Origin of the sequence: Enterobacter sp. R-1.6.2 (genome assembly GCF_035064085.1) — a bacterium.
In the GTDB taxonomy this organism is placed as follows: domain Bacteria; phylum Pseudomonadota; class Gammaproteobacteria; order Enterobacterales; family Enterobacteriaceae; genus Enterobacter; species Enterobacter asburiae_B.
In genome coordinates this window covers 117832-138867 of the sequence record NZ_JASEYI010000010.1, presented here as the reverse complement: position 1 = coordinate 138867, position 21036 = coordinate 117832, and the positions used below count along the sequence as shown (strand labels likewise).

The following is a 21036-nucleotide window of genomic DNA, read 5'->3' as shown; positions in this document are numbered from 1 at the left end:
CTTACTGCGCCTGCACGCGCAGCTCTGCTGCGCTACGACTACGGTGACCCAACAGGGCTTTAACATCGCTGGACTTCGGCTTAACCAGCGCGAATTTCGCAGAGAACGCTGGCCAGTTCGCCAGGATCTCTTCGCCGCGCGAAGAACCGGTATGCTGCACGTGTTCGGTAATCAAACCGCGCAGGTGTTCTTCATGGATAGCCAGCGTATCAACGTCCAGCACTTCCACCAGCTCCGGGTTCACGCGTTTGCGGAACTCACCGTCTTCATCCAGGACATACGCAAAACCGCCCGTCATGCCCGCGCCGAAGTTCACGCCGGTTTTACCCAGAACGCAAACAATCCCGCCCGTCATGTATTCACAACCGTTATCGCCAATACCTTCCACCACGGTGATAGCACCGGAGTTACGCACCGCAAAACGCTCGCCCGCACGGCCTGCTGCAAACAGACGACCGCCGGTCGCGCCGTACAGGCAGGTGTTACCGATGATGCTGGCTTCATGGCTACGGAAGGCTGAGCCAACCGGAGGACGCACCGCCAGCAGACCGCCCGCCATGCCTTTACCGACGTAGTCGTTGGCATCGCCGGTCAGATACAGCTCAACGCCGCCTGCGTTCCATACGCCGAAGCTCTGACCCGCGGTACCGCTGAAGTGCGCGGTAATCGGATCCGCTGCCAGACCCTGATCACCGTGCGTCTGCGCGATGTAGCCGGAGAGGGAGGCACCCACGGAGCGGTCGGTGTTGCGGATATCAAACCAGAACGTTTTGCTCTGCTTGTCGTCCACGTACGGCTTCGCCTGCTGCAGCAGCTGCGCGTTCAGCACGCCGTTATCGAACGGCGGGTTGTTCTCGGTGCAGTAGACCGCTTTGCCAGGGTGCGGCTGCGCGGTTTCCAGCAGCTTAGACAGCTCAAGCTTCTGCTGCTTCGCCGTGAATCCTTCCAGCTCTTTCAGCAGGTCGGTACGGCCAATCAGGTCCACCAGACGCTTCACGCCCAGCTGCGCCATCAGCTCGCGGGTTTCGCGGGCGATGAAGTCAAAGTAGTTGGTCACTTTGAACGGCAGACCGTGATAGTGGTTCTTACGCAGCTTCTCGTCCTGGGTAGCCACACCGGTTGCGCAGTTGTTCAGGTGGCAAATACGCAGGTATTTACAGCCGAGCGCAACCATTGGGCCGGTACCGAAGCCGAAGCTTTCCGCGCCGAGGATCGCCGCTTTGATGATGTCGAGGCCGGTTTTCAGGCCGCCGTCCACCTGCAGACGGATCTTGTGACGCAGACCGTTAGCCACCAGCGCCTGCTGGGTTTCCACCAGGCCAAGCTCCCACGGACAGCCCGCATATTTTACGGAGGAGAGCGGGCTTGCGCCGGTGCCGCCGTCGTAGCCGGCGATGGTGATGAGATCCGCATAGGCTTTCGCCACGCCAGTAGCGATGGTGCCGACGCCCGGTTCGGAAACCAGCTTCACGGAGATCATCGCCTTCGGGTTGACCTGCTTCAGGTCGAAAATCAGCTGCGCCAGGTCCTCGATAGAGTAGATATCGTGGTGCGGCGGCGGGGAGATCAGCGTCACGCCCGGCACGGAATAGCGCAGTTTGGCGATGTACGGAGTAACTTTATCACCCGGCAGCTGGCCGCCTTCGCCCGGTTTAGCACCCTGAGCGACTTTAATCTGGATCACGTCGGCGTTGACCAGGTACGCAGGCGTCACGCCAAAGCGACCGGATGCCACCTGCTTGATACGGGACACTTTGTTGGTGCCGTAACGCGCCGGATCTTCACCGCCTTCGCCGGAGTTGGAGTTACCGCCGATGCTGTTCATGGCTTCCGCCAGCGCTTCGTGGGCTTCCGGGCTCAGCGCGCCGATGGACATCGCCGCGGTATCGAAGCGTTTGAACAGTTCGGATGCAGGCTCAACCTCGTCAATGCTGACCGCTTCATCGCCTGGATTGAGGGCAATGAGGTCGCGCAGCGTTGCCGCCGGACGGTTGTTTACCAGCTCAGCGTACTGCTGGTAGTCGCTGTATTCACCGCTCTGAACCGCCTGCTGCAGCGTGCGCACCACGTCCGGGTTATAGGCGTGGTATTCGCCGCCGTGAACGTATTTCAGCAGACCGCCCTGATCCAGCGGCTTACGTGCCAGCCAGGCGCGTTTGGACAGGTTCACCAGATCCTGCTGGAAGTCAGCAAAACCGGCGCCGCCGATGCGGCTGACCACGCCATGGAAGCAGAGGTTGGCGACCTCGTCATGCAGGCCGACCGCTTCAAACAGCTTCGAACAGCGGTAGGAGGCAATGGTCGAGATGCCCATTTTGGACATGATCTTGTACAGGCCTTTGTTGATGCCGTTACGGTAGTTCAGCATCACCGCGCGGTAATCTTTGTCGATCGCGCGGGTATCCACCAGGCGCGCCAGCGTTTCGTAGGCCAGGTACGGGTAGATCGCCGTCGCGCCAAAGCCTAACAGCACGGCAAAGTGGTGCGGGTCGCGGGCGCTGGCGGTTTCCACAATGATGTTGGCGTCACAGCGCAGGCTCTTGTCGACCAGACGCGTCTGGATAGCGCCAACAGCCATCGGGGCAGGCACCGGCAGACGGTTTTTCGCGATATTGCGGTCGGACAGCACCAGCAGAACGGTACCGTTACGCACCATCTGTTCGGCTTTGTCACACAGCGCATTCACCGTCTCTTCGAGGCTCGCTTCGGTCACGTCGAAGGTAATATCGAGCGTGTCGGCGCGGTAGTGCTCCTCTTTCATGGTGGTGAGCTGTTTGAAATCGGAGTACAGCAGGATCGGCGATTTAAAGGTCAGACGGTGCGCCTGGCCTTCGGCCTCGCAGAAGACGTTCATCTCGCGACCGATGCTGGTGGCCAGCGACATCACGTGCGCTTCGCGCAGCGGGTCGATCGGCGGGTTGGTCACCTGCGCAAACTGCTGGCGGAAGTAGTCGTAAATGATGCGCGGCTGGCTGGAGAGTACGGCAAACGGGGTATCGTCACCCATCGAGCCGACCGCTTCCTGGCCGTTTTCACCGAGCACGCGAATAACGGAGTCCAGCTCTTCCGCGCTGTAGTTAAACTGTTTCTGGAAGCTTGCAAGCGTATCGTCGTCCAGTTCGCGGCGGCCCACTTCTTCATCCGATAAATCTTCGAACGGCACGAGGCGACGGACGTTTTTCTCCATCCACTCTTTGTACGGATGGCGGCTTTTCAGATCGTGATCGGTTTCGGCAGAGTGCAGAATGCGCCCGCCGCGGGTGTCGATAACCATCAGCTCGCCCGGGCCGACGCGGCCTTTCTCGACCACTTCGTCAGGCTGGTAATCCCAGATACCGACTTCAGAGGCGCAGGTGATGAGCTTGTCTTTGGTGATAACGTAGCGCGCCGGACGCAGACCGTTACGGTCCAGGTTACAGGCGGCGAAGCGGCCGTCGGACATGACGATGCCCGCCGGGCCGTCCCACGGCTCCATGTGCATGGAGTTAAAGTCGAAGAACGCGCGCAGCTCAGGGTCCATATCCGGGTTGTTCTGCCAGGCCGGTGGCACAAGCAGACGCATGGCGCGCACGATGTCCATCCCGCCCGCCAGCAGCAGTTCCAGCATGTTATCCATGGAGCTGGAGTCAGAGCCGGTTTCGTTCACGAACGGCGCAGCATCGTGCAGATCGGGGATCAGCGGCGTCTGGAACTTATAGGTACGGGCGCGGGCCCACTGGCGGTTACCGGTGATAGTGTTGATCTCGCCGTTGTGCGCCAGGTAGCGGAACGGCTGAGCCAGCGGCCAGCGTGGAACGGTGTTGGTGGAGAAGCGCTGGTGGAACAGGCAAATGGCCGATTCCAGACGCAGGTCCGCCAGGTCCAGGTAGAAGCGCGGCAGGTCAGCCGGCATACACAGACCCTTATAGATGTTCACCAGGTTAGAGAGGCTACAAACGTAGAACTCTTTATCGTCCTGGAGACGTTTTTCAATGCGGCGGCGGGCGATAAACAGACGGCGTTCCATATCACGCGGACGCCAGCCCGCAGGCGCATTAACGAAAATCTGTTCAATACGAGGCAGCGAGGAGAGGGCGATTTCACCGAGCACCCCTTCGTTGGTTGGCACATTGCGCCAGCCGACAATCGACAGGGTTTCACGCTGAAGTTCTTCTTCGACGATGCGGCGTGAGGCAGCAGCCTTTTCAGGATCCTGATTCAGGAACAGCATGCCGACAGCGTAGTTTTTGGCTAAACGCCAGCCGCGCTCTTCCGCCACGATGCGGAAGAAACGATCCGGTTTTTGCAGCAGCAGGCCGCAACCGTCGCCGGTTTTACCATCGGCAAGAATAGCGCCACGGTGCTGCATTCGGGCCAGTGCGTGAATAGCAGTACGCACTACCTTGTGGCTAGGTTCGCCTTCTATGTGGGCGATCAGGCCGAAACCACAGTTATCCTTCTCAAGGGATTTATCGTACAACATATCAGTGAACCTCCCCAGGCTCGTCGGGCTTCCCACTGAACTTTACCGTGGCGCACAGGCACAGAAAGAGCATGGCGACGGGGTTTGCGTTTCATACGCGGACCTCGCATTCGCCCTCTTTTTCATCCTTTCGCGCAGGTAAACAAGTTTGAGGACTTGCTTCAGAGGGAATCTCAATTACTGCATAAATATGATGAGCAGGCCGCTCATCCAGAAAGCTTCCAGCGGATTTCCAACTTATCGGGAATTGGTACACAGGTCAAATGGCAATCTTATTTATACAAAAATGTGCTAAATAGCGTTTATGTCTTTGAAAGTAAATGTTATTTAACTATTTTTACATTGAATGTATGCCCTGGCAGGACGCAGCGGAGTGTGATCTGACTCACTATATGAAAGCGGTATTATCAATGTAGCGTGCTGAATAGCAGTTTTATAGCAGAATAATAATCTGGTATCGGCTGCAAACCCGCATAAACCCACTGTTTTTCAGTGGTGGCGCTATAAATGAAAAAAACAATCAGAACATAAGGAAAAGTAATCACGAATGGCGTGAATGAAATTGCAGTAATCCTGAGTATTTATTCATATAGATAAAGGCCGTCCGGGACGATTGATCCAGGTCATCGCCGACAGAGGCTAAAAGTGGCAGGCTTGTCCCCTTTCTCCGGGACGGTCTATCAGATTATGCAGTTACAGAAATTAGTCAATATGTTTGGTGGGGATCTTTTGCAGCGGTACGGGCAAAAGGTTCATAAGCTGACGCTGCACGGCGGGTTTAGCTGCCCGAATCGCGATGGCACCATCGGGCGCGGCGGCTGCACCTTCTGTAACGTTGCGTCCTTTGCTGACGAAGCCCAGCAGCATAAATCTATCGCTGAACAGCTTGCCCATCAGGCGAGCCTGGTGAACCGCGCGAAGCAGTATCTGGCCTATTTTCAGGCCTACACCAGCACGTGGGCGGAGGTGCAGGTGCTGCGCTCTATGTATCAGCAGGCCGTCAGCCAGGCTAACATCGTTGGGCTGTGCGTGGGCACGCGCCCGGACTGCGTACCGGACGCGGTGCTGGACCTGCTCAGCGAGTACAAAGAACAAGGCTACGAGATCTGGCTGGAGCTGGGCTTGCAGACCGCGCACGACAAAACCCTGCACCGTATTAACCGTGGCCATGATTTCGCCTGCTACCAGCGCACCACGCGCCTGGCCCGCGAGCGTGGGCTGAAGGTCTGCTCGCATCTGATTGTCGGCTTGCCGGGTGAAGGGCAGCAGCACGGCCTGGAGACGCTGGAAAAGGTGGTTGAGACCGGCGTGGACGGCATTAAGCTGCACCCGCTGCATATCGTTACGGGAAGCATTATGGCGAAAGCCTGGGAAGCCGGACGGTTAAGCGGTATTGAGCTTGAGGACTATACGGTGACGGCGGGGGAGATGATTCGCCACACCCCGCCGGAAATTGTTTACCACCGCATCTCCGCCAGCGCCCGCCGTCCAACGCTTCTGGCACCGCTATGGTGTGAGAACCGCTGGACGGGGATGGTGGAAATCGACCGCTATCTGCAGGAGAACGGCGTACAGGGCTCAGCGCTTGGTCGTCCGTGGGTTCCCCGTCTACCGGCGACGGCCGCCTAACAGACTTCCCAGCATGCCGCGCACTATCTGATTGGTGACCTGCCGCGCCGCGCTTTTCGCCATGGTCTGTACCACGCCGTCGCGCTTGCCGCCGCGCGGCCCGGTGCTGCCGAACAGGATGTCTTTGAGCCCCCCGAGAATACCGTCATCCACGGCGACGGACTGTCCTTTAGCGGCAGGCGCATCCTGCGACTCCGTTGTCGCCTGCACCCCTTTTTGCAGCATCTCGAACGCGGACTCGCGATCAACCTCGTCTTCGTACTTTCCGTAAACCGGAGAGTGGTTAATCAGGCCGTTACGTTCATCGTCGGTAACGGGCCCCATGCGCGAGCAGGGCGCGATCACCATGGCGCGTTCCACCACGGACGGGCTGCCCTTCGCATCCAGGAACGAGATCAGCGCTTCACCGGTGCCTAACGCCTGAATCGCCGCTTCGGTATCAAAGGCAGGGTTGGCGCGCATGGTCTGCGCGGCGGCTTTCACCGCTTTCTGATCCTTCGGCGTAAAGGCGCGCAGGGCGTGCTGCACGCGGTTACCGAGCTGGCCGAGAACGTTATCCGGAATGTCCGACGGGTTTTGCGAGACAAACCAGACGCCAACGCCTTTGGAGCGGATCAGGCGAATGACCTGTTCAATCTTATCCAGCAAGACCTGCGGCGCGTCGTTAAACAGAAGGTGCGCTTCGTCGAAGAAGAAGACCAGCTTCGGTTTTTCCAGATCGCCCGCTTCGGGTAACTGTTCGTACAGTTCGGAGAGCATCCACAGCAGGCTGGCGGCGTAGAGCTTTGGCATCTGGTAGAGCTTCTCGGAGCTCAGAATGTTGATGATGCCTTTGCCGCTGCTGTCGGTGCGCATCCAGTCTTTGATATCCAGCATCGGCTCGCCGAAGAAGTGCTCGGCGCCCTGTTGCTCCAGCGTCAGTAACCCGCGCTGAATGGCACCCACCGAGGCGCTGCTGATATTGCCGTACTGGTTCTGGAAGGATTTGGCGTTATCGCCGATGTACTGGGTAATGGCGCGCAGATCTTTGAAATCAAGCAGCAGCCCCTGATCGTCGGCAATGCGGAAGATAATATTCAGCACGCCGGACTGCACGTCGTTGAGGTTAAGCAGACGGGCCAGCAGCAGCGGGCCGAGATCGGAGACGGTAGCGCGCACCGGGTGGCCTTTCTCACCAAAGATATCCCACACTACCACCGGATTGTTATGCGGCGTCCAGTCCGTGATGCCAATATTCTTCAGCCGTTCGAGCAGTTTCTCAGAGGCCGTACCTTCCTGAGCCACACCGGTTAAATCGCCTTTCACGTCAGCCATAAAGACCGGTACGCCAATCTCCGAAAGCGACTCCGCCAGCTTTTGCAGGGTGACGGTTTTCCCCGTCCCGGTCGCTCCGGTGATGAGACCGTGGCGGTTCGCCATCGAGGGCAGTAAATACAGCTCTTTTTCCAGCGTCCTGGCAATTAACAATGGTGTACTCATGATGCGCTTCCTCTCTTTGTCCTGGGGGGAGTATAGGCAATCTGGCCGCAATTTGGTTGAGTAAATTCCTGACTTTGCGGCGCATTATCCAGCGCGGACTATGCTTTTGCATACGGTTCACAAAAATAGTGGGAAACGATGTCCAGATTCTTCTTTAACGATCGCAAACAGCTGGTCAACGATGCCATTGAAGGCATACTGCTTTCTGCGCCACACGCAAACCTCGTCAAACTTGATATCGATCCGGCCATCAGGATCGTCGCACGCGGCGACTGGGACAAAAGCCGCGTGGCGGTGATCTCCGGCGGCGGCTCAGGCCACGAACCCGCGCACGCCGGGTTTGTTGGCAAAGGGATGCTGACGGCGGCAGTGTGTGGCGATCTGTTTGCCTCGCCGAGCGTGGATGCGGTGCTGAACGCCATTGTGGCGGTCACGGGCGATCGCGGCTGTCTGCTGATCGTCAAAAACTACACCGGCGATCGCCTGAACTTTGGTCTGGCGGCAGAAAAGGCCAAACGCTACGGCCTGAAGGTGGAGATGGCGATCGTGGCGGACGATATCGCGCTGCCGGATAACAAACAGCCGCGCGGTATTGCCGGTACGGCACTGGTGCACAAGATTGCGGGCTATGCGGCGGAGCACGGTAAATCGCTAAGCGAGGTGCGGGATATTGCGCAACAGGCCTGCGATAACCTCTGGAGCCTGGGCGTTGCGATGCAAACGTGCAACCTGCCGGGCAGCGACGAGGAAGAGGGGCGCATTAAGCAGGGCCATGTCGAGCTGGGGCTGGGCATTCACGGCGAGCCCGGTGCTTCCGTCGTGGATACGCAGAACAGTAAAGCCATTATCGACACGCTGGTGACGCCGTTACGCGCGCAGGCGGGAGAAGGGCGGTTTGCGGTATTGATTAACAATCTCGGCGGCGTATCGGCGCTGGAGATGGCGCTGCTGACCAAAGAGCTGGCGCATTCGGCGCTGAAAGAGGAGATCGCGTACCTGATAGGCCCCGCGCCGCTGGTGAGCGCGCTGGACATGAAGGGCTTTTCGCTCACGCTGCTGAAGCTCAATGACTTCTTTGAAAAGGCGATTCACGCCGAGGTCGAAACGCTGGGCTGGCAGAAGCCCGTGGCGTTTGCGCCACTGCGCACCGTGGCGCATACCGCCATTCACGATCGCGTGGAATACACTCCGTCGGACAATCTGCGGGTGGGCGAGTATGTCTCCTCGGTGACGAAAACGCTGCTCCAGCTGGAAAACCGACTGAACGCGCTGGATGCCAAAGTGGGCGACGGCGATACCGGCTCCACTTTTGCGCAAGGGGCGCGGGATATTGCGCAGCGTCTGGAGGATCGCAAGCTCCCGCTTGATAACGTATCGACGCTGCTGTTGCTGGTGGGCGAGCGGCTGGCGACGGTGATGGGCGGATCGAGCGGGGTGCTGATGTCGATCTTCTTCACCGCGGCCGGGCAAAAGCTTCACGATGGTCAGCCGCTGCCCGAGGCATTGCTCAGCGGGCTGGCGCAGATGAAGCAGTACGGTGGGGCAGATCTCGGCGATCGTACCCTGATCGACGCGCTGCAGCCGGCGCTGGAGGCGTTGCTGAAAGGCGATATCGAGGCGGCGGCGAAGGCAGCACAGCACGGTGCCGAAGCAACGGCGAAAATGGCGAAAGCCGGTGCGGGGCGCTCATCGTATGTGAATAAAGAGAATCTGGATGGGGTAATGGATCCCGGTGCGGTCGCGGTGGCGGAGGTGTTTAAGGCCATGGAAGATGCAAAACGGTAACGGCCGTTACCGCTTTTAGTGTGTGCGCCCTCTCCCTGTGGGAGAGGGTTGGGGTGAGGGCATCAGGCCGCACATTCCCCGCATATGTCACATCAAAAATCCGCTTTCAACACCACGCGGTAGCGGGCTTTGCCGTCACGCACGTGCTGGATCGCTTCGTTGATTTTCGACATCGGATACAGTTCGGTGGTCGGCGCCACTTTGGTGCGTCCGGCAAACTTCATCAGCTTGCGCAACTCAAACGGCGTACCGGTCGCGGAGCCTGACACGCTGCGATCCCCGCCGATCAGGGTAAACGCCGGAACCGGCAGCGGCTTCATCACGGCACCTACGGTGTGGAAGTTACCGCCGTAGGCCAGCGCCTCAAAGTACGGCTGCCAGTTGAGATCGACGTTAACGGTGTTGATGATCAGGTCAAACTGCCCAGCCAGCGCGTTCAGCGCGTCAGGATCGCGGCTGTTCACCACTTTATCCGCACCCATCGCCAGCACTTCTTTCTCTTTCGCCGGGTTCGAGCTGAACGCCGTGACTTCACAGCCCATCGCATGCAGCAGCTTGATGGCGATATGCCCCAGGCCGCCAATACCAATGACGCCCACGCGGCTGGTGGCGGTGATATGGTGCATCAGCAGGGGTTTGAAGACGGTGATACCGCCGCACAGCAGCGGCCCGGCGGATTCGATATCAATGCTGTCCGGCAGCGGGATCACCCATTGCCAGTCGGCGCGCAGTTTGTCGGCAAAACCGCCCTTGTTCAGAATAGTGGGAACGGCGCCTTCGAGGCAGTTGATCTGATTCCCGCTGATACAGGCGTCACAGTGACCACAGCTGCGTGCCGTCCAGCCAATGCCCACGCGTTGGCCTACCTTCAGCCCTTTGTCCTGTGCGGCACTACCGAGCGCCACGACGCGGCCAATGACTTCGTGCCCGGCAACCAGTGGATAGCTCGAGAAGCCCCATTCGTTGTCGATCATCGAGAGATCCGAGTGGCAGATCCCGCAGTAATCAACCTGTACTTCGACGTCTTCTGCTTTTAGTTCGCCCGCATCGTACTCGTACAGCTCAAGTTCTGCACCCGCCTGCGGTGCGGCGTAGCTTTTTATCTTCGACATCGTGTTTCCCCCGTTGTGGTGTGAACTGAGAGTGTAGAGCATTCAGTTTACAGCCGCTTAACAGAACAGGGCAGGAACGAAAGTTACAGACTTTTCAGCATTCTGACTTCGCAATCAACGTGGCCGGTACAGCCCAGCGGCGCATCGATATGCTCAAAGCCCAGATGTTCATACAGGCCGATGGCCTCTTTGAGGAAAGCGGTGGTTTCCAGGTAGCAGCGGGTAAAACCCTGCTTGCGCGCGTGGTCCAGCGCAATCAGCGCCAGCTTTTTTGCCAGTCCTTGCCCGCGCGCCGTTGGCAGGAAATACATTTTCTGTAGTTCACAGATATCCGGCTCGCTGCAGCTGAGGGGCGCCACGCCGCCGCCGCCCACCACCAGGCCGTTCTGCTCGATTACCCAGTAGGCATGCCCTGGCTGGCTGTAGAGCTGGTAAAGCTCGTCCAGGTTCGGGTCGGCAACCGTGTAGCCTTTGTCAGCCGTCAGGCCATATTCGGCAGAAACGGTGCGGATAACGGCGGCGATTGCCGGGTTATCCTGCTCAGCGATCCGGCGCATCGTCGTCGCGACGGGGGTAATCACGCTCATAGCATTACTCATTACAAAAATTGACACATAACTGCTGTTAATAGCACCGCAGAAAGGGGAGTGCAAGCGAGGAGTTTTCAGGAAGGATACCCCTTACGCCCTGAAGCGTAAGGGGTAAAAGCATTACAGGGCTGCGATAACCGCCTGCTGCTCGATCAGCTTGGTCTTCGCATCGGCGAAGGCAACCAGACGCTCGCGCTCTTTCGCGATGACCGCTTCCGGCGCGCGGGCGACAAAGCCTTCGTTCGCCAGCTTGCTTTCGATTTTGCCAATTTCCACGTCGACTTTTGCCACTTCTTTCGCCAGACGAGCCAGCTCGGCGTCTTTGTCGATCAGGCCCGCCATCGGGATCAGCAGCTCGGCGCCGTCGATGATTTTGGTCACGGAAACCGGACCTTTGTCATCCGCAGGCAGCACGGTGATGCTTTCCAGACGCGCCATGGTTTTCAGGAAGGTGTTATTCTCGGTGACGCGACGAACGGCAGCCTCGCTGCAGCCACGCAGCAGCAGCTCCAGCGGTTTGCCTGGGGCGATGTTCATTTCAGCACGGATGTTACGTACCGCAACGATCGCCTGTTTCAGCCACTCGGTATCCGCGGACGCCGCTTCATCAACCTTGGCCGCATCGAATTCCGGGAACGGCTGCAGCATGATGGTATCGGCGTTGATGCCTGCAATCACCTTCACGCGCTGCCAGATGGTTTCGGTGATGAATGGAATGACCGGATGCGCCAGGCGCAGCAGACCTTCCAGAACGGTAATCAGCGTGTTGCGCGTGCCGCGCAGCTCCGCCTCAGTGCCGCCGTTCATCACCGGCTTCGCCAGCTCCAGATACCAGTCGCAGAACTGGTTCCAGGTGAATTCATACAGAATGCCCGCCGCGATATCGAAGCGGTAGCTGTCCAGCGCCTCGCGGAACGCTTTCACCGTCTGGTTGAATTCCGCCAGGATCCAGCGGTCTGCCAGAGACAGCGTCATCTCGCCGCCGTTGAAGCCGCAATCCTGATCTTCGGTATTCATCAGCACGAAGCGGCTGGCGTTCCACAGCTTGTTACAGAAGTTACGGTAACCTTCCAGACGCTTCATGTCCCAGTTGATGTCACGACCGGTTGAGGCCAGTGCCGCCAGGGTGAAGCGCAGGGCGTCGGTACCGTGAGACTCGATCCCGTTCGGGAACTGCTTCTCGGTGCGCTTGCGGATTTTCTCAGCCAGCTGCGGCTGCATCATGTTGCCGGTACGTTTTTCCAGCAGATCTTCCAGAGAGATACCGTCAACCATATCCAGCGGGTCAATCACGTTCCCTTTGGACTTGGACATCTTCTGGCCTTCGTCGTCGCGGATCAGGCCGGTCATGTAGACGGTATGGAACGGAACCTGCGGCTTGCCGTCTTCGTCTTTGATGAAGTGCATGGTCATCATGATCATGCGGGCAATCCAGAAGAAGATAATGTCGAAGCCGGACACCATCACGCTGGTTGGGTGGAACTGACGCAGCGCGTCGGTGTTTTCTGGCCAGCCGAGGGTGGAGAAGGTCCACAGCGCGGAGGAGAACCAGGTGTCCAGCACGTCTTCGTCCTGACGCAGCGCAACGTCCGCGCTCAGGTTGTTTTCCTGACGCACTTCGTCTTCGCTACGGCCAACGTAAACGTTGCCTTCGTTGTCGTACCACGCCGGAATACGGTGACCCCACCACAGCTGACGAGAGATACACCAGTCCTGAATGTCGCGCATCCAGGAGAAGTACATGTTTTCGTACTGCTTCGGCACGAACTGAATGCTGCCGTTTTCAACCGCTTCGACAGCCGGTTTCGCCAGCACGTCGGCACGCACGTACCACTGGTCGGTCAGCATTGGCTCGATAACCACGCCGCCACGGTCGCCGTACGGCACGGTCAGATCGTGAGGTTTGATCTCTTCCAGCAGGCCCAGCGCGTCAACGGCAGCCACGATGGCTTTACGCGCGGCAAAACGCTCCAGCTTCTGGAACTCAGCCGGGATGTCGCTGGAGTAAACGTCGGATTCGTTGCCTTTGGTGTCGTACACTTCTGCGCTTTCGCGGATATCGCCGTCGAAGGTCAGAATGTTGATCATCGGCAGGGCGTGACGACGGCCGACTTCATAGTCGTTGAAGTCGTGCGCCGGGGTGATTTTTACGCAGCCGGTGCCTTTTTCCATGTCGGCGTGTTCGTCGCCCACAATCGGAATACGGCGGTTTACCAGCGGCAGCACCACGAATTTGCCGATCAGATCTTTATAACGCGGATCTTCCGGGTTAACGGCCACGCCGGTATCGCCCAGCAGGGTTTCCGGACGGGTCGTTGCGACCACCAGGTAATCTTTACCGTCGGCGGTTTTTGCGCCATCGGCCAGTGGATAGCGGATGTGCCACATGGAGCCTTTAGACTCGCGGTTTTCCACTTCCAGGTCAGAGATGGCGGTGCGCAGTTTTGGATCCCAGTTTACCAGGCGTTTGCCGCGGTAAATCAGGTCTTCTTTGTACAGGCGGACGAAGACTTCTTTAACGGCGTTGGACAGGCCTTCGTCCATGGTGAAGCGCTCGCGCTCCCAGTCCACGGAGTTGCCGAGACGGCGCATCTGACGGGTAATGGTGCCGCCGGATTCCGCCTTCCACTGCCAGATTTTGTCGATGAACGCGTCGCGACCGTAGTCGTGACGGGTTTTACCTTCTTCAGCGGCAATTTTACGCTCAACCACCATCTGGGTCGCGATACCCGCGTGGTCAGTCCCCGCCTGCCACAGGGTGTTTTTACCCTGCATGCGCTGGTAGCGGATCATGGTGTCCATGATGGTCTGCTGGAAAGCATGACCCATATGCAAACTGCCGGTGACGTTCGGCGGCGGGATCATGATGCAGAAGGACTCTTTGCTTTCGTCGCCGTTAGGCTTGAAATAGCCCTGCTGTTCCCAGTGCTCGTAAAGCGGCTGTTCGATATCGCGTGGGTTATATGTCTTTTCCATTATTTCCAGGTTGCCGTATTCAGGTTAAAACCAGCCAGGCGGTACGCTTTATAGCGTTCGCGCGCCAGTTGTTTCAAAGATTCTTCGTAAGGGACAAAGTCTACCACTTCTGTGAAAGCGGTGGCAAAATCTGCAAAATCTATCCGCAGGCTAATCAGAATATCGCGCGCGCTGCTGTTGCGCTTTTGCGGCCAGGCAATTTCAACCGGTGCTCCACCGCGCGGGCCTTCGCCCGACAGGTTGTGCGGGACAAAACTCTCCGGCGGGCGCGCCCACAGCGCCTCATCAAGGCGAATGGCCTGCTGTTCATCTTCACAGGCAATCAGAACGCGTTTACCTGCACGCCAACGTTCTGCGGCAATTTCACACACCAGCTGTTCGACGGCGCTGAGGCCATCCTGATGGGTGTCGTTGTCCAGAAGGTAGAACGTTGCATTCTTCATATATGGGGCTTCTTGTGCTCACTTTAAATGCTTAAGCCGGGCGGCAGCTTCGCCTTACCCGGCCTACGGTTTACTGCCGTTTTGACTTACTCGTCGCCGTTAAAACCTGCGCGGTTCAGCAGGAACTGCGACAGCAGCGCCACTGGACGGCCGGTTGCGCCTTTGGCTTTACCGGAGCGCCATGCGGTGCCCGCGATATCCAGGTGTGCCCAGTTGTACTTGCGGGTGAAGCGTGCCAGGAAGCAGCCCGCGGTGATCGCCCCGCCAGGACGTCCGCCAATGTTCGCCATATCCGCAAAGTTAGACTCAAGCTGATCCTGATACTCGTCACCCAGCGGCAGGCGCCATGCGCGGTCCCCGGCCTGCTCTGAGGCACCAATAAGCTCGTGCGCCAGCGGGTTGTGGTTCGACATCAGGCCGGTGATGTGGTGACCCAGCGCAATCACACAGGCTCCGGTGAGGGTGGCGACGTCAATCACCGCTTCCGGCTCGAAGCGCTCAACGTAGGTCAGCACGTCACACAGCACCAGACGCCCTTCGGCGTCGGTGTTCAGCACTTCAACGGTCTGGCCGGACATGGTGGTCAGAACGTCACCCGGACGATAGGCGCGCCCGCCAGGCATGTTTTCGCAGCCCGCCAGTACGCCGATCACGTTGATAGGCAACTGCAGTTCCGCGACCATGCGCATCACGCCGTAAACCGCCGCCGCACCGCACATGTCGTATTTCATCTCATCCATGCCTTCGGCAGGCTTGATGGAGATACCGCCGGAATCGAAGGTCAGGCCTTTACCGACGAGCACAATCGGGCGCGCGTCTTCGGACGGATTGCCTTTGTACTCGATGACGGACATCAGGGATTCGTTCTGCGAGCCGTTACCGACCGCCAGGTAAGAGTGCATCCCCAGCTCTTTCATCTGCTGTTCGCCGATGACGCGGGTAATGACGTTTTTGCTGTAGGCGTCGGCCAGCTGACGTGCCTGAGAGGCCAGGTACGCCGCGTTACAGATATTAGGCGGCATGTTGCCGAGATCTTTGGCCGCTTTAATGCCGGCTGCGATCGCCAGACCGTGCTGGATCGCGCGTTCGCCGCTGGTCAACTCGCGACGGGTTGGCACGTTAAAGACCATTTTACGCAGCGGACGACGCGGCTCGCTTTTATTGGTCTTCAGCTGATCGAAGCTGTACAGGCTCTCTTTTGCCGTTTCAACCGCCTGACGCACTTTCCAGTAGGTGTTACGCCCTTTAACGTGCAGCTCCGTCAGGAAGCAGACGGCTTCCATTGAGCCGGTATCATTCAGCGTATTGATTGTTTTCTGAATCACCTGCTTATACTGACGTTCATCCAGCTCGCGTTCTTTGCCGCAGCCAATCAGCAGAATACGTTCTGACAGTACGTTCGGAACATGGTGCAGTAACAGCGTCTGCCCAGGTTTGCCTTCCAGTTCGCCACGGCGCAGCAGGGCGCTAATATAGCCGTCACTGATTTTATCGAGTTGCTCGGCGATCGGGGAGAGTCGGCGTGGTTCAAAGACGCCCACAACGATGCAGGCACTCCGCTGTTTCTCCGGGCTACCGCTTTTTACACTGAACTCCATGCACTACGCTCCTGAATCTTAAAGACAACGGCGGCAGCTACGGATAGAATTGAAACCTTTCGTAACTCATGTCCGCTGTTGTGGTGACTTCGTGTTAATCTTACGTTACTACGGTTTCGACACGTCAGAAAAAGTCCTGAAGCGTGAATCCGCCGGATGTTTTAATCTTAGCGATGATTTCGACGACTCAAGAGAATAAATGACGTTTAAGCCATGAAACAAGCGATTTTCCAGCAAAGAGACGGGTTTTTACGGGCGTATTTAAAGTGATAATCATAAGATATCTGGTGCGGGAGACGCTCAAAAGCCAACTGGCGATCCTCTTCATCCTGCTGCTGATTTTTTTCTGTCAGAAGCTGGTTAAGATCCTCGGTGCGGCCGTTGACGGCGAAATTCCAACAAATCTGGTGCTTTCCCTGCTTGGCTTAGGGATCCCGGAAATGGCGCAGCTCATCCTGCCGCTAAGTCTTTTCCTTGGCCTGCTCATGACGCTTGGGAAACTCTACACCGAGAGTGAAATCACGGTGATGCATGCCTGTGGCCTGAGCAAAGCGGTACTGGTGAAAGCGGCCATGATACTGGCGCTGTTCACGGGTATTGTCGCGGCGGTGAATGTGATGTGGGCGGGTCCCATGTCTTCCCGTCATCAGGACGAAGTGCTGGCCGAAGCGAAAGCCAACCCCGGCATGGCAGCCTTAGCCCAGGGGCAGTTCCAGCAGGCGACCGACGGCAACTCCGTGCTGTTCATTGAGAGCGTTGACGGCAGTAAATTCAACGACGTATTCCTGGCGCAGTTACGTCCCAAAGGTAACGCGCGTCCTTCCGTGGTGGTTGCAGACTCCGGCCAGCTTGCTCAGCGCAAAGATGGTTCTCAGATCGTGACGCTGAACAAAGGCACCCGTTTCGAAGGCACCGCCATGCTGCGCGACTTCCGTATTACGGATTTCCAGAACTATCAGGCCATTATCGGCCATCAGGCGGTGGCGCTCGATCCAACGGATACCGAGCAAATGGACATGCGTACCCTGTGGAATACCGATACCGACAGAGCGCGTGCTGAGTTCCACTGGCGTATTACTCTTGTATTCACCGTGTTTATGATGGCGCTGATTGTCGTTCCGCTGAGCGTGGTGAACCCGCGCCAGGGCCGCGTGCTCTCTATGCTGCCGGCGATGTTGCTTTACCTGATCTATTTCCTGCTGCAAACCTCGATTCGTTCTAACGGCGCGAAGGGTAAGCTGGACCCTATGGTCTGGACATGGTTCGTCAACAGCCTGTACATCTTACTGGCGCTGGGATTAAACCTGTGGGATACGGTGCCTGTGCGCCGCATACGTGCCCGATTCTCGCGTAAAGGAGCCATCTAATGCAGGCGTTTGGCGTTCTTGATCGCTATATCGGTAAAACCATTTTTACCACCATCATGATGACGTTGTTCATGCTGGTGTCGCTCTCCGGCATTATCAAATTTGTCGATCAGCTGAAAAAAGCCGGGCAGGGGAGCTATGACGCGATGGGCGCGGGGATGTATACCCTGCTCAGCGTGCCGAAAGATGTACAGATCTTCTTCCCGATGGCGGCCCTGCTGGGCGCGCTGCTGGGGCTGGGGATGCTGGCGCAGCGCAGTGAGCTGGTCGTTATGCAGGCCTCGGGCTTTACCCGCATGCAGGTTGCGCTGTCGGTCATGAAAACCGCGATCCCACTGGTGCTGTTGACCATGGCGATTGGCGAGTGGGTCGCGCCGCAGGGCGAACAGATGGCGCGTAACTACCGTGCGCAGGCCATGTACGGCGGCTCGCTGCTCTCGACCCAACAAGGTTTATGGGCGAAAGACGGTAAAAACTTCGTCTACATCGAACGGGTAAAGGGGAATGATGAACTGGGTGGGGTGAGCATCTATGCTTTCGATGACCAGCGCCGTCTGGAGTCAGTCCGCCACGCCTCTTCGGCAAAATTTGACGCCGAACATAAACAGTGGCGTTTGTCCCAGGTCGATGAGTCTAACCTGACCGATCCGAAACAGATTACGGGTTCTCAGACGGTAACCGGTACGTGGAAAACCAACCTGACGCCTGACAAGCTCGGTGTTGTGGCGCTGGATCCTGACGCGCTCTCCATCAGCGGTTTGCACAACTATGTGAAATATCTGAAGTCGAGCGGACAGGACGCAGGACGTTATCAGCTCAACATGTGGAGCAAGATCTTCCAGCCGATGTCCGTGGCGGTGATGATGCTGATGGCGCTGTCGTTTATCTTCGGCCCGTTACGCAGCGTGCCGATGGGCGTGCGCGTCGTGACCGGTATCAGTTTCGGCTTTGTGTTCTACGTGCTCGATCAGATCTTCGGTCCGCTGACGCTGGTTTATGGCATTCCGCCGATAATTGGTGCGCTGCTGCCAAGCGCCAGTTTCCTCCTGATCAGCCTCTGGCTGCTGTTGAAACGCTCCTGATTGACCTCTCCTCGCTTCCGGTTAACCGGAAGCGAGGCTAATCTCCTGTTTCACCCCGCACTTTTTCTCACAACCTTCAACGCCTCGCCCTGAATTTGAGTATTATTGAGCGATAAAGTCGTGAAGGGATCCTCTATGAAGCAAATTCGAATGCTTGCCCAGTATTACGTCGACCTGATGATGAAGCTTGGGCTGGTGCGTTTCTCCATGCTGCTTGCGCTGGCGCTGGTCGTTCTGGCTATTGTCGTGCAAATGGCCGTCACCATGGTTCTGCATGGTCAGGTCGAGAGTATCGACGTCATCCGCTCCATCTTCTTTGGCTTGCTCATTACGCCCTGGGCGGTCTATTTCCTTTCCGTGGTGGTTGAACAGCTGGAAGAGTCCCGTCAGCGTCTGTCAAAACTGGTCGATAAACTGGAAGAGATGCGCGAGCGCGACCTGAAGCTCAACGTCCAGCTTAAAGACAACATTGCGCAGCTGAATCAGGAGATCTCCGATCGTGAGAAGGCGGAAGCCGAGCGTCAGGCCACGCTGGAGCAGCTGAAAATCGAAATGAAAGAGCGCGAGGTCACGCAGATCCAGCTTGAGCAGCAATCCTCTTTCCTGCGGTCGTTCCTCGATGCTTCGCCGGATCTGGTGTTTTACCGTAATGAAGATAAAGAATTTTCCGGCTGTAACCGGGCGATGGAGCTGCTTACCGGGAAAAGCGAGAAGCAGCTGATTAACCTGAAGCCGCAGGACGTTTACTCTGAAGAGGCGGCGGCCAAGGTCATGGAGACGGACGAAAAAGTATTCCGCCATAACGTCTCGCTGACCTATGAACAGTGGCTGGATTACCCGGACGGACGCAAAGCCTGCTTTGAGATCCGTAAGGTGCCCTACTATGACCGCGTGGGGAAACGCCACGGCCTGATGGGCTTTGGCCGCGATATCACCGAGCGTAAGCGCTACCAGGACGCTCTGGAGCGCGCCAGCCGCGACAAGACTACCTTTATCTCCACCATCAGCCACGAGCTGCGTACGCCGCTTAATGGCATTGTCGGGCTGAGCCGTATTCTGCTGGATACCGACCTGACCGCAGAGCAGGAAAAATACCTCAAGACTATCCATGTCTCAGCGGTCACGCTGGGTAATATCTTCAACGATATTATTGATATGGATAAGATGGAGCGCCGTAAAGTTCAGCTTGATAATCAGCCGGTTGATTTCACCAGCTTCCTTGCCGACCTCGAAAATCTCTCAGGCCTGCAGGCGCAGCAGAAGGGACTGAGCTTTGTCATGGATCCCACCCTGCCGCTGCCGCATAAAGTGGTGACCGACGGCACGCGTCTGCGTCAGATCCTGTGGAATCTCATCAGCAACGCGGTGAAATTTACCCAGAAGGGGCAGGTGGCGGTGCGCATCCGCTATGACGAAGGCGATATGCTGCACTTCGAGGTGGAAGACTCCGGGATGGGTATTCCGCAGGAGGAGCAGGACAAAATTTTCGCGATGTACTACCAGGTGAAGGACAGCAACGGCGGGAAACCGGCGACAGGAACGGGCATTGGCCTGGCGGTCTCTAAGCGGCTGGCGAAGAGTATGGGTGGCGATATCACCGTTGTCAGCCAGCCGGGCAAAGGATCAACCTTCACGCTGACGGTCCATGCGCCGGCGGTGGCAGAGGAGGTTGAAGACACCTTTGAAAACGACGACATGCCGCTGCCCGCGCTGCACGTTCTGCTGGTGGAAGACATTGAGCTGAACGTGATTGTGGCGCGCTCGGTGCTGGAAAAACTGGGCAATAGCGTGGATGTCGCGATGACCGGTAAGGCCGCGCTGGAGATGTTTAAACCGGGCGAATACGATCTTGTTCTGCTCGATATCCAGCTGCCGGATATGACCGGGCTGGATATCTCTCGTGAGCTGACGCGTCAGTACGCGGCCGACGAGCTGCCGCCGCTGGTGGCGCTGACGGCGAACGTGCTGAAAGACAAAAAAGAGTATCTCGATGCCGGTATGGACGATGTACTCAGCAAGCCGCTGGCGGTGCCTGCTCTGACCGCCATGATTAAGAAGTTCTGGGATACCCGTGATGAAGAGGAGAGCACCATGACGTCTGTTGATAGCGCAAAAGCCCAAATGATACTCGATACCGCAATGCTGGAGCAGTACATCGATCTGGTGGGTCCGAAACTGATTACCGATGGTCTGGCGGTGTTCGAAAAAATGATGCCGGGCTATCTGAGCGTGCTGGAATCAAACCTGACGGCTCGTGACCAGAAGGGCATCGTCGAAGAAGGACATAAAATCAAAGGCGCCGCCGGCTCGGTCGGCTTACGCCATCTGCAGCAGCTGGGTCAACAGATTCAGTCGCCTGATTTACCTGCATGGGAAGATAACGTGGGTGATTGGGTTGAAGAGATGAAACAAGAGTGGCAAAACGATGTGGCGGTGCTTAAAGCCTGGGTCGACGCCAGAAAAAAATGACCCCGGATTAACCGGGGTGCGCGAATACTGCGCCAACACCAGGG

The 21036-nt window shown here is 57.6% G+C and carries 12 protein-coding genes; 5 read left to right on the top strand and 7 right to left on the bottom strand.

All coding sequences use genetic code 11. The features are described 5' to 3' along the window. Position 1: 1 nt before the first annotated feature. Entirely contained in the window at positions 2 to 4462 is a 4461-nt protein-coding gene (gene gltB / locus QMN93_RS12935; protein ID WP_193140095.1) for a glutamate synthase large subunit, read from the bottom strand. Between the two features lie 687 nt (positions 4463 to 5149). On the opposite strand from gltB, the gene QMN93_RS12930 reads away from it, so the two are divergent. Next, complete coding sequence (locus tag QMN93_RS12930) at positions 5150 to 6091, top strand: TIGR01212 family radical SAM protein (protein WP_101744690.1); 942 nt, start codon at positions 5150 to 5152, stop codon at positions 6089 to 6091. On the opposite strand, the gene QMN93_RS12925 is transcribed toward QMN93_RS12930, so the two are convergent. Next, positions 6071 to 7570: a DUF853 domain-containing protein gene (locus tag QMN93_RS12925; protein ID WP_323619690.1), complete on the bottom strand. Its 1500-nt coding sequence runs from the start codon at positions 7568 to 7570 to the stop codon at positions 6071 to 6073. The two genes, QMN93_RS12930 and QMN93_RS12925, sit on opposite strands and share 21 nt — an antisense overlap. 138 nt (positions 7571 to 7708) lie before the next feature. Between QMN93_RS12925 and QMN93_RS12920 the strand changes: the two genes are divergently transcribed. Then, positions 7709 to 9355: a dihydroxyacetone kinase subunit DhaK gene (locus QMN93_RS12920; RefSeq protein WP_182382756.1), complete on the top strand. Its 1647-nt coding sequence runs from the start codon at positions 7709 to 7711 to the stop codon at positions 9353 to 9355. 92 nt (positions 9356 to 9447) lie between these two features. On the opposite strand, the gene QMN93_RS12915 is transcribed toward QMN93_RS12920, so the two are convergent. The 5 genes from QMN93_RS12915 to pepA all read right to left on the bottom strand — a co-directional run bounded on the left by QMN93_RS12915 (position 9448) and on the right by pepA (position 16074). Then, on the bottom strand, positions 9448 to 10467 hold the full coding sequence (locus tag QMN93_RS12915) for an NAD(P)-dependent alcohol dehydrogenase (protein ID WP_033146757.1): 1020 nt from the start codon (positions 10465 to 10467) through the stop codon (positions 9448 to 9450). 83 nt (positions 10468 to 10550) lie between these two features. Continuing rightward, positions 10551 to 11054: a GNAT family N-acetyltransferase gene (locus QMN93_RS12910; RefSeq protein WP_182382755.1), complete on the bottom strand. Its 504-nt coding sequence runs from the start codon at positions 11052 to 11054 to the stop codon at positions 10551 to 10553. A gap of 123 nt (positions 11055 to 11177) precedes the next feature. Further along, on the bottom strand, positions 11178 to 14033 hold the full coding sequence (locus QMN93_RS12905; protein WP_023309367.1) for a valine--tRNA ligase: 2856 nt from the start codon (positions 14031 to 14033) through the stop codon (positions 11178 to 11180). Further along, positions 14033 to 14476: a DNA polymerase III subunit chi gene (gene holC, locus QMN93_RS12900; RefSeq protein ID WP_008502815.1), complete on the bottom strand. Its 444-nt coding sequence runs from the start codon at positions 14474 to 14476 to the stop codon at positions 14033 to 14035. Before holC ends, QMN93_RS12905 begins: the two co-directional genes overlap by 1 nt. 86 nt (positions 14477 to 14562) lie before the next feature. After that, positions 14563 to 16074 carry a leucyl aminopeptidase gene (gene pepA / locus QMN93_RS12895; RefSeq protein ID WP_023309366.1) on the bottom strand — a complete coding sequence of 504 codons (1512 nt, stop codon included), beginning with the start codon at positions 16072 to 16074 and terminating at the stop codon, positions 14563 to 14565. 266 nt (positions 16075 to 16340) lie between these two features. Here pepA and lptF point away from each other — a divergent pair, with 266 nt between their 5' ends. From lptF to arcB, 3 genes are all read left to right on the top strand, one after another. Continuing rightward, a complete protein-coding gene (gene lptF / locus QMN93_RS12890) occupies positions 16341 to 17441 on the top strand; it encodes an LPS export ABC transporter permease LptF (RefSeq protein WP_024906345.1) in 1101 nt (366 codons plus the stop codon). Beyond that, positions 17441 to 18523, top strand: a complete 1083-nt coding sequence (gene lptG, locus QMN93_RS12885) for an LPS export ABC transporter permease LptG (RefSeq protein WP_024906346.1) — start codon at positions 17441 to 17443, stop codon at positions 18521 to 18523. The genes lptF and lptG overlap by 1 nt, the downstream gene beginning before the upstream one ends. A 135-nt stretch (positions 18524 to 18658) precedes the next feature. Then, positions 18659 to 20992, top strand: coding sequence for an aerobic respiration two-component sensor histidine kinase ArcB (gene arcB, locus QMN93_RS12880; protein ID WP_033146754.1), 2334 nt, complete (start codon positions 18659 to 18661; stop codon positions 20990 to 20992). Positions 20993 to 21036: the final 44 nt, after the last annotated feature.

Bases quoted from the DNA above. Each gene is read 5' to 3' on its own strand.
- gltB (WP_193140095.1), bottom strand. From the start codon at position 4,462: ATGTTGTACGATAAATCCCTTGAGAAGGATAACTGTGGTTTCGGCCTG.
- QMN93_RS12930 (WP_101744690.1), top strand. From the start codon at position 5,150: ATGCAGTTACAGAAATTAGTCAATATGTTTGGTGGGGATCTTTTGCAG.
- QMN93_RS12925 (WP_323619690.1), bottom strand. From the start codon at position 7,570: ATGAGTACACCATTGTTAATTGCCAGGACGCTGGAAAAAGAGCTGTAT.
- QMN93_RS12920 (WP_182382756.1), top strand. From the start codon at position 7,709: ATGTCCAGATTCTTCTTTAACGATCGCAAACAGCTGGTCAACGATGCC.
- QMN93_RS12915 (WP_033146757.1), bottom strand. From the start codon at position 10,467: ATGTCGAAGATAAAAAGCTACGCCGCACCGCAGGCGGGTGCAGAACTT.
- QMN93_RS12910 (WP_182382755.1), bottom strand. From the start codon at position 11,054: ATGAGCGTGATTACCCCCGTCGCGACGACGATGCGCCGGATCGCTGAG.
- QMN93_RS12905 (WP_023309367.1), bottom strand. From the start codon at position 14,033: ATGGAAAAGACATATAACCCACGCGATATCGAACAGCCGCTTTACGAG.
- holC (WP_008502815.1), bottom strand. From the start codon at position 14,476: ATGAAGAATGCAACGTTCTACCTTCTGGACAACGACACCCATCAGGAT.
- pepA (WP_023309366.1), bottom strand. From the start codon at position 16,074: ATGGAGTTCAGTGTAAAAAGCGGTAGCCCGGAGAAACAGCGGAGTGCC.
- lptG (WP_024906346.1), top strand. From the start codon at position 17,441: ATGCAGGCGTTTGGCGTTCTTGATCGCTATATCGGTAAAACCATTTTT.
- arcB (WP_033146754.1), top strand. From the start codon at position 18,659: ATGAAGCAAATTCGAATGCTTGCCCAGTATTACGTCGACCTGATGATG.